This is a genomic window from Lachnospira eligens (genome assembly GCF_009680455.1).
Classification (GTDB): domain Bacteria; phylum Bacillota; class Clostridia; order Lachnospirales; family Lachnospiraceae; genus Lachnospira; species Lachnospira eligens_A.
The window spans coordinates 87,176-99,561 of the sequence record NZ_WKRD01000003.1 but is presented as its reverse complement, the minus strand read 5'-3'; the positions used below and the strand labels follow the sequence as shown (position 1 = coordinate 99,561).

Here is a 12,386-nt window from a genome sequence, read left to right as displayed (position 1 = left end):
CCCTACTTCTTCAACTGGAATTTCATCTTCTCTTCAGGCATGATAAGACCAACCTGATCATCCATATTCCAGAGATATTCATCATCTACAATAAGGTCATGTCCATACTCAGTTCTTATTACATAACTGTAATGGTCACCCTTATAGATAAGATTAATAATCTTACCTGATACAAGACCTGCTGTTACATCATCGCTCATTTCAATATCATCAGGCTGGATTGAAACAACAACCCTGAACTTTGAAACATCTACATTTTCACCATTTTCATCAACAAGCACTCCATCTGACATCTTAGTCTTAGGAATAACCTGTGTTAAATCACAGCTTATTATCTTGCCATTAAAGTCGAGCGTATAATCTCCATTAATTGTTGTAACAAAACTTGTGGTATGGTCCTCTGCAAGCATTACATGAATTCCATCAGGCTCAAGCTGCATTCCTACTGTATCACCGACATGATAACACCTGGTAGTTCTTATTATCATCTCATACTTTCCGGATTCAACAGCAACCTCGTAATGCATTCCCTTGAATATAACTGAAGTAACTTCACCAACAACAGTTCCATCCTCCGGCTTTGTAATAATTACATCTTCTGGTCTTATAACAACGTCAACTAAAGTTCCCTCTGGAACATCATCCATTCCGACAAACTCTCCGCCACAGAATCTTACTTTCATGTGTCCTGTCATAATACCTTTGAAAATATTGCTCTCTCCAATAAAGTCAGCAACAAAAGCATTCTTAGGCTCATTATATATATCCTCAGGAGTTCCTATCTGCTGAATCTTACCCTCTGATAAGACAACAATCTTATCAGACATTGTAAGTGCCTCTTCCTGGTCATGTGTTACATATATAAATGTAATTCCAAGCTGGTCATGCATATTCTTAAGCTCAATCTGCATCTCCTTACGCATCTTTAAATCAAGTGCCCCCAGAGGTTCATCAAGCATAAGAATTTCTGGCTCATTGACAAGTGCTCTTGCAATTGCAATTCTTTGCTGCTGTCCGCCTGACAACGTAGATATCTTTCTGTCCTCAAATCCTTCAAGGTCAACCATATCAAGAACATGCTTAACCTTTTTTCTTATTTCTTCTTTAGGAAGCTTCTTTAACTTAAGTCCAAATGCAATATTTTCATATATATTCATATGTGGAAACAGCGCATAACGCTGAAACACGGTATTAATCGGTCTTTTATTAGCTGGAAGCTGTGATATATCCTCTCCGTTAAGAAGTATCTGTCCGTCTGTCGGAAGTTCGAATCCTGCTATCATTCTTAGTGTGGTTGTCTTTCCACATCCTGATGGTCCTAAAAATGTTACAAATTCCCCCCGCTTTACTTCAAGATTAAAGTCATCAACCGCCTTAAATCCATTATCACTATATACCTTACTGATATGTTTAAGTTCTATTATATTTTCTGATTTACCAGACATATCCAACCTCCGCAATTAACATCCTTCGTTACACCGTCCAACAACTATGCAACCACTTCCTATTTAATATCAAAAACGGGTACAAATCAAGTAAATTCTTGATTTGCACCCATGGTTTTTTCATTATGTAAACAACTGGCAAATATATGTTTTAAGGTCTGTGATGAAGCTCCTGGACAGTCTTTCCTATTTCTTCCCTTATAGTCTGTCTGTCTTCCGGAATCTTCTGCATTCTTGCAAGTAAATCCGCTGTATCATGCTCAGAACCAACTTTTCTTAACGACTCACATGCTGCGAATACAACATCATCATCTGCATCATCAATAAATCTTAACAGCAAGTCCACACTGGTCTGATCATCACTTGCACCAAGAGCCTTAGCTGCTGCAATCTTTTCTTCTTTACTTCCTGTAATTACTTCCTGTATAGCATACCAGTCATGGTGCTTTACATATTTCTCCATTTTTTCATCTAATGTCTTTTTCTTAAATAACATACCGATGCCTTCTTTCATCTTTTTCTATATTATAGTATTGCATTTTCGATATGTAAAATGTATATTTAATATGTCACTTATATCATAATTATATATTGGAGAATTACTATGACCTTAGATTATTACAGAATATTTTACTATGTTGCAAAATATAAGAGTTTTTCAAAAGCAGCCCGCATGCTCGACAATAACCAGCCTAACATAACCCGCTGCATGAATATATTAGAAAGTGAACTTGACTGCAAGCTGCTTAACCGTTCTCACAAAGGCATCACTCTTACACCTGAAGGAAATACATTGTATTCTCATGTATCAATCGCAATGAAACAGCTTGAAGACGCTGAGAATGCCATTATCAAAAGCAAAAGTCTGTCCGGTGGTACAATATGCATAGGAGTAAGCGAGATTGCTCTTAGAATATTCCTTCTTAAAAAACTTGAGAAATTCACAGAACTTTTTCCCGATGTCAAGATAAAGCTTACCAACCACTCTACTAATCAGGCTGTTAATGCTCTAAAAGCCGGTCTGGTAGACTTTGCTGTCGTAACCACACCTGTCAATTTAACTGGCGATATGAAATCTGAAAGTCTATGCTCATTCCATGATATACTTATTGCAGGTCCAAAATACAGTCAGCCGGATAATAAAATAATTCATCTGGAAGAATTGCAGGATTATCCTTTCATAAGTCTGGCAGAAGGTACCGGTACACATGACCACTACACCAAATTCTTCTATGACAACAATCTTCACTTTAACCTTGACCTGGAGGCTTCAACTACAGATCAGGTTCTTGCAATGGTTCAGGCAAACTTAGGGCTTGGCTTCTATCCGGAGGAACTTGCCTCTGAATATATAATGCGTGGTGAAATATTTCCTGTAAATCTATACGAATCCGCACCTGACAGAGATATTGTTCTTATACGCGAATCAAAACATACTGAAAGCATTGCAGCCAAAAAGCTTATTAATTTCTTAAAGCATACAACTGATTAAAATGTCTTAGTTACGCATTCAAGTGTCGCACAGTAGCCTGTATTATTCTTGCTCTTATACATGGCACTGTCGGCATGTCTGTACAGTTCATCAAAATCAATATCCTTTTCCCCTTTATAAAACGCTTCACCCATGCTTACATATATCTTCTCATCTCCCATCTCTGGAATTCTTATGTCCTTAAGCTTTGCAAATACTCTCATCGTGAAGCTTTCAGCATCTTTAGTTTCTGTTATTCCCGGGATGAACATTGCAAATTCATCACCTCCCAGGCGCATGCATATATCATGTTCCCTGCATACACTCTGAAGACTTCTTGCAACCGCTATAATTACTGCATCCCCGACAACATGTCCATATGTATCGTTAACATTCTTGAACTTATCACAATCAAGAAGGCACATAAGCCCCTTAGTTCCTTCCTTAATAAGGTCTGTAATTGCTTCCTCTCCGCTTCCTCTATTTCTTATTCCCGTCATAAGGTCTGTTTCTGAAAGATATAAAAGCCTGTTCTCCTTACGTTTCTCTGCATCGATAACTTCAACGGCATATACAACATGCCACAGTTCTCCGTTGCTATCCTCATCTACCCTTATGAATCTTTCACGACACCATCCAGAGTAATTTCCAAGGAATTCATGAACAATCGTAGTCTTGTTCTTCATTCTCTCCGGAAGTGTTGATATATCAACAAATTCAAGTACACTTTCTACATACTTTCTGGAAGGAAGAATCTTCATTACACTATTTATCTGTTCTGCAAAAGTATGCTCGCCTTTTATCATATTATCCCTTATGAAATCTGTTGACTTTATTTCATGAAATTCCCCTGTCTTTAAATTGATAATATGCATTGACAGATATATTCCGGCAAGTGCTGAATATGCACTGAACATAGCCTCACGCTTGGATTTTTTAAATACATTTCTCTGTTTTAATAGCAGTACTAAAAATGTGCCTATCATATCAAGAAAGCGCGAAATCTCGTCCATCTCACTTTCTGGTGGATTGTCAACACCAAAGAAGCCATATATCTCGTCCTTATATCTGAATGGACTTACTGCCAGGCTCTTTACATTCTGAACTTTGAGCAGTTCATATGCTGCAGGATATTCATCCTTAATCTCCTCAATATCCTTAGTACTAATATTTCTTCCATCATTAAATGATGTATACCACCAGTCTATAATTGACATATCTACATTCTGAAGAAACTTTATCTGAGGCTCAATCCCATCCGCACACCACTCATAAGTATTATTAGTAACCTTTTTTCTAATATTATCTTCAAATATGTATATTCTTTCAGACCCGATATGTTCTCCAAAAAATCTGATAAATTCATTAATCTGATCATCTGGATTTTCATAATTCATTGCTGCCTTCATTGCTTTATTCATAATTGATTCGTACTTTTTCGTCTTCATATGCATCTCCAATTCAATACATTTATAACTAACAACATAGTAACATATATTGACAAAAAACGCACCCTTTTTCACACATTAAAATTGTGAAAAAAGTGCGTTCTGATATTAAACAAACCGCATTCGCCGCTAATAATTCTCTACATAGCCTTAATTGCATTCACTGTTATATTGTACTGTTTCTCAACTTCTTCAAATGCTTCCTTAGCTCCTGCAAGTTCTCCTGCACGAAAAATCTCTGTAATAGCTAAACTCGCCTTATAAAGATTATCAAACCCAAGATTTAAGCATACTCCCTTAAGTGTATGTGCTGCCCTGAATGCTTCTTCTACATTTCCAGCAGCTATAGCCTCTTTAAGATTGGCGTAGCTGTTGTCATCTAAAAATTTCAATACAAATTTTTTAATAAAAGCCTCATTTGGAAATCTATTCAAAGTATTCTGATAATCTGCTCCCATCGCATCATAGCATTCTTTAATTGTCATGTGCCTACCTGCCTATATATTGTTAAATTATAACTATGCATATAATGATAAATGATATCACGATTAATATAGTATTGTCAAAGAATGATTTAATAATAAAATATAATTTCAGATAATTATTTTACATATCCGCAAATATACTGTATATTAAATATATTGCTGTCTGGCAAAATATATGCGGGGGAATTGTTTTATGAAAAAACGAGATTCTTTTAACAACAAATGGGGATTCATCCTTGCCTGTATCGGCTCTGCCGTTGGTATGGGTAATATCTGGATGTTCCCGACAAGAGTATCAATGTATGGCGGTGGATCATACCTGATACCATATTTCATATTCGTTGCACTTATTGGTTTCACTGGTGTTATCGGAGAAATGAGTTTTGGTCGTGCTACTAAGTCAGGACCTGTTGATGCATTTGGATATGCATGCGAAACTAAGAATAAGAGAAAGCTTGGTGAGGCTATCGGCTTTATTCCAGTACTTGGCGCACTTGCAATGGCAATTGGTTACACTGTTGTAATGGGCTGGATTCTTAAGTACATGATTGGAGCTTTTACAGGAAAGGCACTTGCACCTGCTGACACAGAAGGCTTTGCTGCTTCATTTGGAAGTATGGCAAGCGCATTTGGTAATAATGTATGGCAGATTGTAGCTCTTGTTATTGGTATTATTATCCTTATGTTCGGTGTCGGACGCGGAATTGAAAAGGCCAATAAAATCATGATGCCTGTTTTCTTTATTCTTTTTGCTGTACTTGGAATATATGTTGCTTTCCAGCCTGGTGCGATAGAAGGCTACAAATACATTTTCAGAGTTGACCCTGAGGCATTCGCTGACCCTAAGACATGGATATTTGCTCTTGGCCAGGCATTCTTCTCTCTTTCTGTTGCTGGTAATGGTACTCTTATATATGGTTCTTATCTTTCAGATAATGAAGATATCCCTGCTGCTGCCGGACGCGTTGCTCTGTTCGATACTATAGCAGCCTTGCTCGCAGCTCTTGTTATCATTCCTGCAATGGCAACAACCGGTGCCCAGCTTAATCAGGGTGGTCCCGGACTTATGTTTATCTTCCTCCCGGCACTTTTTAAATCAATGCCAGGTGGATACATAGTCGCAATTATATTCTTCGTTGCTGTATTTATGGCAGGACTTTCTTCTTTAATCAACCTGTATGAAGCACCTATTGCAACTATTCAGGAAAAGCTTCATCTTGGAAGAAAGGCATCTTGTGCCATAATCGCTGCAATAGCACTTGTAGTTTCAATATGTATTCAGGGAATTGTCTCTGGATGGATGGATATACTTTCTATCTACATCTGCCCACTTGGTGCAGGTCTTGCCGGAATTATGTTCTTCTGGATATGTGGTAAGAAATATGTTGAAACTCAGGTTAATACCGGTCGCGATAAGAAATTCACTGATAAATTCTATCCTATATGCAAATACATTTTCTGCCCTGTATGTTTCCTTGTTCTTATACTTGGAATTGTTCTTGGCGGAATCGGCTGATTAAAATATTATAATAAAAGGAATCCTGTGAGCAGGGAGGTATTGCCTTTCTGCTTATGGGATTCCTTTTTTCATATATTTAATTATGCTATTCATGCTTTGCATCACATTTTTTACAGGAATATTTCCTCAAAAGCAGCAATTACAAGCTTAAGAGTTGCTTCGTCCATATCCGAATAATGAATTACAAGTATTCCGTGGTACTTATCCGCATCAGCGAAACAATACTCTGAAAGGCAGTTAATCAGAATCCCCTTCTGCCTGACTGCCCATTTAATCTCAACATCACTTAAGGAAGTCTTCACATGCAGCAGGAAATGTGTTCCCGCATCGTCCTGATATATCGTACTGATTTCATTAAGCCTTGATTCACGAAACATCCTGCAAATCTTTTCACGGCGTCCCCTGTAATCATTGACAAGCCTCTTAATGTGGCGCTCAAAGTATCCCTTCTCAATAAATGCCGCCATCGCATACTGTTCAAAGCCCGACACCGTACACGAATAAAAATTCATTGTTGAGATATATTTTTCCATCAGCTTTTCCGGCAGCACCATATATCCTATTCTAAGCGAAGGAACCATTGTCTTTGAAAATGTATTCATGTATATTACCCTGTGACTTCTGTCTCTCGACTGAATGGACGGAATTGGTTTGCCCTGCATACGGAATTCACAGTCAAAATCATCCTCTATTATATATCTGCCTGGCTCCTCCGCCGCCCAATTAAGCAGTTCCTGTCTTCTTGCAACCGGCATAACAAGGCCAATTGGAAAATGATGTTCAGGACTTACATGTGCTACATTTATGTCTTTCATTCTAAGTTCATCGACTTTCATACCCTTATCATCAATATTAACATAATCCCAGTCCACACCATTTTCATCATATATCTTGGTAATCTTACGGTATCCGGGATTCTCAACACCAAATTTCACATCTGGACCTAAGAGTTGTAACAGCCTGTTATACAGATATTCCGTTCCGGCCCCTATAATAATATGGTCTGCTGAAACCTGCATTCCACGGTATCTGTTAAGATGGTCTGCAATTGCTTCACGAAGCTGCAACACACCGTTAAAAGGTACAGTCTTAAGAAGAGAAGTGTTATAATCGGTCAGGGTTTCCCTCATAACCTTTGCCCATGTAGCAAATGGAAATCTATCATACCGGATATTATTTGCCGTCAAATCAGCAAGATAAGTCTCCTCCTGGAATCTTTTCACAGGAGCAGCATACCCTGGTGCACCACCTGTAACCACGGCAATCTTATTAACATAATACCCTCTTTTTTCCTCAGATCGGATATAACCTTCCAGAAGAAGCTGCTCATATGCGTTCTCCACCGTCTTGACACTTATCTGCAAATGCTGTGAAAACCCTCGCTTTGATGGCAGCTTCTCATCAGCCTTAAGCTTCCCGTCAGCTATATCTTCCTTAATCAGTTCATACAGATATTCGTACATTGTTTTGTTTCCGCGTTTATCTAAATCATATGTAAGCAAATCTGGTCTCCTATTATATATGTGTTTTGGATATTTAAAAAATATCAGTTCTAATTATAATAAGCTCATAAGCAAAAAACAAGGAGGAAAATCCCTCTCCTCACCTGAAGGGTTCGGATTTTTCTTCGAAAAACAAGGAGGAATAGAAATACTATGGGAATCTATGCTATTACTGGTGCTTCAAGCGGTATCGGTGCGAAAACTAAAGAATTGTTAATACAGCAGGGACATAAGGTAATTAATATTGATCTTAAAGACGGTGACATCTGCGTAAACCTTGCATCGCAGGAAGGCAGACAGTCTGCTGTTGATCAGTTACATACTATGTGCCCTGACGGACTTGACGGAATGATATGCAACGCTGGTGTTTCAGGCGCATGCGGTAATCTCGGACTCATTATCTCTCTTAACTACTTCGGAACAGTAGCCATTGCAAATGGTGTATATGATCTTTTAAATAAGAAGCACGGAAGCTGTGTTGTAACTGTTTCTAACACAATTTCACAGGGTGCAGGCCGTAAGGATATCGTTGATCTTCTTAATAACATCGGTGATGAAAAGCGTGTATTAAGCCTTATTTCTTCTATGGACAGCACTAACCTTTCAGTAGGAAACAGTCTTTATGTTTCTACTAAATACGCACTTGCAAGATGGGTACGCCGTGTATCTGCAACATGGGCTGCCAATGGTGTCCGTATAAATGCTGTTGCTCCTGGTAATGTACACACAGCCATGACTGCAACAATGAGCACTACAGCAAAGATGGCTCTTAATGCCCTTCCTATCCCAACCAAGTACGGTCAGGAGTGCCTCATGGCTCCAGAGGAAATTGCTGAGGTTATGGTATTCCTTGCTTCAGATTCAGCAAGAGGCGTCAATGGAAATATCATGTTCGTTGATGGTGGAACAGACGCATTATTAAACACAGAGAAAGTATATTAATTAAGGAGGGCATTAAACATGACAGCAATTGAAAAATATGTAGAAGCAATGGAAAACAAAGATTACGCAGGACTTGCCAATCTCTTTTCTCCAGACGGAATAATCAATGATTATTGTACTAACTCAGCAGCCCAGAACGAATATCATATATATGGACGTGAAGCTATCAACATGTTCTTCCGTAACAAGTTCGGCTTCCGCAAATACTCTATCTTAGATGGTGAAGTTGTGAATTCTACCCAGGCAGAATTCATCGCTAACTTCGGCGGTTACAACATCATGGCCATCGCTACAGTCCGTGAAGTAACAGAAGATGGGCTTATCAAGAGACTTACTGTAAGACCTAAGTAATTAAATATTAAAAATCGTGTATAACCAATCAGGGCATTTGAATTGCAAGTTAATCCCTTGCAATCCAAATGCCCTCATTTTTCTTTTTAACATAAACAATAAACTTTTCAAGAGATGCCTTTTCTCTATCTCGATGTCCAATCTGCCACTTTCTCGCAGTCGATTTGGACTTTCACTTACCTTCTATTCGCTTCTAGGTCCAATCGGTTATACCTGCGCGGACTTTTTGGACATCCACTTGGCTCTTGAATATATTCAAACCTGTATTTTAATACAGATTGACCTGTTTTTCCATAAGTCTGCTGCCTTCATACTTAAGCTTTATCGAGAAAAATCTCTCCTCCCCCGAAAGAAGAATGTTAAGAAATACCCTGTCGCCCTCCCATGTCGGAAGCTCGGGAACTTCTTCTTTATCAACCCAAGCCAGTTCTCCTTCATCACATTCAATAAGCTCACCTGTAAAGCCATCTGCCGTAAATACACACATAAGCTCTGGCTCACATTCATTACTTATAAATGTTACAAGCCCGCGGAATCTGTATGAAGTAAGCGTAAGACCTGTTTCTTCCTTTACCTCACGCACAAGACATTCCTCAGGAGTCTCCTGATTCTCAGCATGTCCGCCTACTCCAATCCATTTACCTTCATTAATATCATTATGCTTTTTCACTCTGTGAAGCATAAGATACTTCCCATCCTTCTCTATATAACATAAAGTTGTAGTTATCATCAATTCTACCTTTCATGTCCGATTTTTTCAATTTCATAATTTCTGCATACAACATTAATACCTTCAGTCTTACCCCAGTCAAGACTTACATACACTTTCTTCTTATTAACATCCCACTTAAGTTCATCAATAGTTATTCCGCATCTTGTACGAAGTCCCTTAACCATTCCGCTTCCAAGCTTGTCTGACCATGCCGGAAGCAGTTCAATTGTGTGTTCATCCGAATATACAAGCATTTCATTAATAATTCCAACCAGTCCAAATGCAGTATCTGTACAATATACACCTTTGCTCCTGTCAGTATTGTGGTCTGTAAATAAAGTTGTGTAAAATATGTCACTGTGTACAAGCAGATTAAGCGTATCATATACAGCATCTGCATTTTTAAGACGAGCCTCTACTAACGCCTTATGTATCCAGCCATGTGAAGCGGTATCATCTTTTCCTTTATTCTCATGGTTTCTGTTAATGATTGCCTGACGACACGCAGATGCTAACTTACTGTCATGCTGAGTCTGCAAAGCCGGCCATGCCGGATAAAGATGGCTTATATGCCTGTGAGCATTATTCTCGCCATACTCCTTCATAGACCATTCCTTAACTGCGCCCGACTCATCATACATAAAATCAGGTAACATTCTTAAGAGTGCTTCCGCCTCTGATACAGCCTGCTCATATCCATCAACCTTCGTATAATTAAGCATCTCCGTGTACATATTAATTACATCTTTAGCCGCAGAGATATCCATTGCCGCATTGGCAGTAATCGCACTATGATATCCAAAAGGCTTATTCTCCGGTGAAAATGATGGAATAATAAGATAATGTTCACTCTCATTAAGGCTGCATTTACCCTTCTCATACCTTGCATTACCGTCTGTATCTGTGTAATACTCAGGATTTCCAATCTGTTTCCAGAAATTATAAGTCTTTTTAAGTAGTGGCTCATATACATCTTTTCTTACATCAAATGTATCTTTGCCGTACATCTTAATCAGCGCCACATCATCAGTTGTTATCACAGCGTCACCGTAAGTCTGTAAGAATTCATATATAGGAATAAGCATCCAGCCAGCACCGGCATTCCAGTACTGGAATGGATAATTAATATCGTACTCTACCATCATTGCCCTGTGTCCATCAGTATTAACCGGAATAAGCACTGCATCCTTCATTCCATACACCATTGCTGCATTGTTAACCCAGTCAGGTATCTGCCGCAGAATAAACCACATATAACCAACACCTGCTTCATACAACCCTGAGCCATTCATTCCCGAAACCTGAATATTAACATTGGCATCCATTGTGTACGCACTTCTCCACAACAGATTCCACTCACCAACCCACAAGCCGCTGAGTCTTGGTGCTGTCGTTCCTGCGCATGCCTGCATTCCATACAGACCGTTATAATATAATTTTTCCAGCAGATGAGGCATAATGTCATATTCATTTTTCTGCAAGTCAAGCAGTTCTTCATTAGCAGACTCGCAAAAATATCCGCCGTCAAGCTTAAGCTCTATATTCTTATGATCTAAGCTTACCGGTTCTTCCGTTATATTGACACTGTTAACTTTGTTAATACATTTGTCTACCAGTGCAAATGTATCCTTGCCATTAACTCTGTCCCTGAACTCACAATATTCCCCCAAATCATCTGTCCAGTCTGTGTAAGTTATAAGTGTTATACTCTCTGCATGTGATATATTAATAACCGGCGCAGTCTCATCAATACAAGTGTACGCCCGGCTGTCTTTAGGCTTTGATGAAACCCTCATATCACCATCTGTCAATATCCTTGTAACACCTGCAAATCCACCCTTTGCAAGCTCACTTCCCTCATATTCAGGATAATGCACAACCGTACCTATTATGTTATCTCTTACAAATCTTGAATACAGCATATTTCTTTCAGGCGCAGGGATATTGTTCTTCTGAACTCCGAATTTCGGCATAGACTCAAAATCATCTGTTGATATCGACATATTCACAGACTTTTCAGATATTATTTTAGTTATAATCACATTCTGTTTTCTCGATACATATGTACTTTTTGAAACAGAAGCTCCGTCTGATTTAAATGTAGTATTTATTGTACCAGTCTTATAATCTGTCCATCTTCTGTAACCAGAAATATCCGGCTCTCCTTCAAGTGTCAGTCTTATCATATGGCCTGGATGATAACAGTACATATTCGTTCTTTTTCTATCATGTATATTCCATGTATCATCAAAATTAATAACTGACTGTCTGGCTTCATCTAACTGTGCTGTAACATCGTAAGGCACATGTCTTGGCTCTTCCGATGGCATGACAAATTCAACATTCTGATATATAAGACTGTCCTCTATAGGCGCACATGATTCAAGCACGCCAAGCCTTCCATTACCTGCCACCATAGCCTCATGCCATGGTACATCTGTGACATTATAATTATCGTAAGGTTTAATCTGCCTAAACTTCTTTGAAAATGAACTATACATTTTTAGACTT

11 protein-coding genes are annotated in these 12,386 nt (G+C 38.6%); 4 read left to right on the top strand and 7 right to left on the bottom strand.

Annotated elements, in window-relative coordinates; genetic code table 11:
- Positions 1 to 2: 2 nt before the first annotated feature.
- Both GKE48_RS04500 and GKE48_RS04495 read right to left on the bottom strand, forming a co-directional pair.
- The gene (locus tag GKE48_RS04500; RefSeq protein WP_154300532.1) at positions 3 to 1,445 is read right to left on the bottom strand and encodes a polyamine ABC transporter ATP-binding protein; all 1,443 of its coding nucleotides are present in this window, start codon (positions 1,443 to 1,445) and stop codon (positions 3 to 5) included.
- Between the two features lie 151 nt (positions 1,446 to 1,596).
- Positions 1,597 to 1,941 (bottom strand): HEAT repeat domain-containing protein, encoded by a 345-nt coding sequence (locus tag GKE48_RS04495; protein ID WP_242865567.1) that lies wholly within the window; start codon positions 1,939 to 1,941, stop codon positions 1,597 to 1,599.
- A gap of 108 nt (positions 1,942 to 2,049) precedes the next feature.
- On the opposite strand from GKE48_RS04495, the gene GKE48_RS04490 reads away from it, so the two are divergent.
- Positions 2,050 to 2,937: a LysR family transcriptional regulator gene (locus GKE48_RS04490; RefSeq protein ID WP_055214485.1), complete on the top strand. Its 888-nt coding sequence runs from the start codon at positions 2,050 to 2,052 to the stop codon at positions 2,935 to 2,937.
- Here the strand turns inward: GKE48_RS04490 and GKE48_RS04485 are convergent.
- Together GKE48_RS04485 and GKE48_RS04480 are read right to left on the bottom strand one after the other, a co-directional pair.
- The gene (locus tag GKE48_RS04485; RefSeq protein ID WP_055214487.1) at positions 2,934 to 4,364 is read right to left on the bottom strand and encodes a sensor domain-containing diguanylate cyclase; all 1,431 of its coding nucleotides are present in this window, start codon (positions 4,362 to 4,364) and stop codon (positions 2,934 to 2,936) included. The two genes, GKE48_RS04490 and GKE48_RS04485, sit on opposite strands and share 4 nt — an antisense overlap.
- Positions 4,365 to 4,504: 140 nt before the next feature.
- Positions 4,505 to 4,849: an Hpt domain-containing protein gene (locus GKE48_RS04480; protein ID WP_154300531.1), complete on the bottom strand. Its 345-nt coding sequence runs from the start codon at positions 4,847 to 4,849 to the stop codon at positions 4,505 to 4,507.
- Positions 4,850 to 5,042: 193 nt separating this feature from the next.
- Between GKE48_RS04480 and GKE48_RS04475 the strand changes: the two genes are divergently transcribed.
- Positions 5,043 to 6,365 carry a sodium-dependent transporter gene (locus GKE48_RS04475; protein ID WP_154300530.1) on the top strand — a complete coding sequence of 441 codons (1,323 nt, stop codon included), beginning with the start codon at positions 5,043 to 5,045 and terminating at the stop codon, positions 6,363 to 6,365.
- Between the two features lie 113 nt (positions 6,366 to 6,478).
- Here GKE48_RS04475 and pdxR read toward each other — a convergent pair whose 3' ends face one another.
- Positions 6,479 to 7,870, bottom strand: coding sequence for a MocR-like pyridoxine biosynthesis transcription factor PdxR (gene pdxR / locus GKE48_RS04470; protein WP_243138435.1), 1,392 nt, complete (start codon positions 7,868 to 7,870; stop codon positions 6,479 to 6,481).
- A gap of 153 nt (positions 7,871 to 8,023) precedes the next feature.
- Here pdxR and GKE48_RS04465 point away from each other — a divergent pair, with 153 nt between their 5' ends.
- Positions 8,024 to 8,812, top strand: a complete 789-nt coding sequence (locus GKE48_RS04465; RefSeq protein WP_154300529.1) for an SDR family oxidoreductase — start codon at positions 8,024 to 8,026, stop codon at positions 8,810 to 8,812.
- A gap of 18 nt (positions 8,813 to 8,830) precedes the next feature.
- Positions 8,831 to 9,163, top strand: coding sequence for a nuclear transport factor 2 family protein (locus GKE48_RS04460; RefSeq protein ID WP_012740843.1), 333 nt, complete (start codon positions 8,831 to 8,833; stop codon positions 9,161 to 9,163).
- 268 nt (positions 9,164 to 9,431) lie between these two features.
- Here GKE48_RS04460 and GKE48_RS04455 read toward each other — a convergent pair whose 3' ends face one another.
- Together GKE48_RS04455 and GKE48_RS04450 are read right to left on the bottom strand one after the other, a co-directional pair.
- Positions 9,432 to 9,893: an NUDIX hydrolase gene (locus tag GKE48_RS04455; protein ID WP_154300528.1), complete on the bottom strand. Its 462-nt coding sequence runs from the start codon at positions 9,891 to 9,893 to the stop codon at positions 9,432 to 9,434.
- Positions 9,894 to 9,898: 5 nt separating this feature from the next.
- Positions 9,899 to 12,376 carry a glycosyl hydrolase family 95 catalytic domain-containing protein gene (locus GKE48_RS04450; protein WP_154300527.1) on the bottom strand — a complete coding sequence of 826 codons (2,478 nt, stop codon included), beginning with the start codon at positions 12,374 to 12,376 and terminating at the stop codon, positions 9,899 to 9,901.
- Between the last annotated feature and the right edge of the window lie 10 nt (positions 12,377 to 12,386).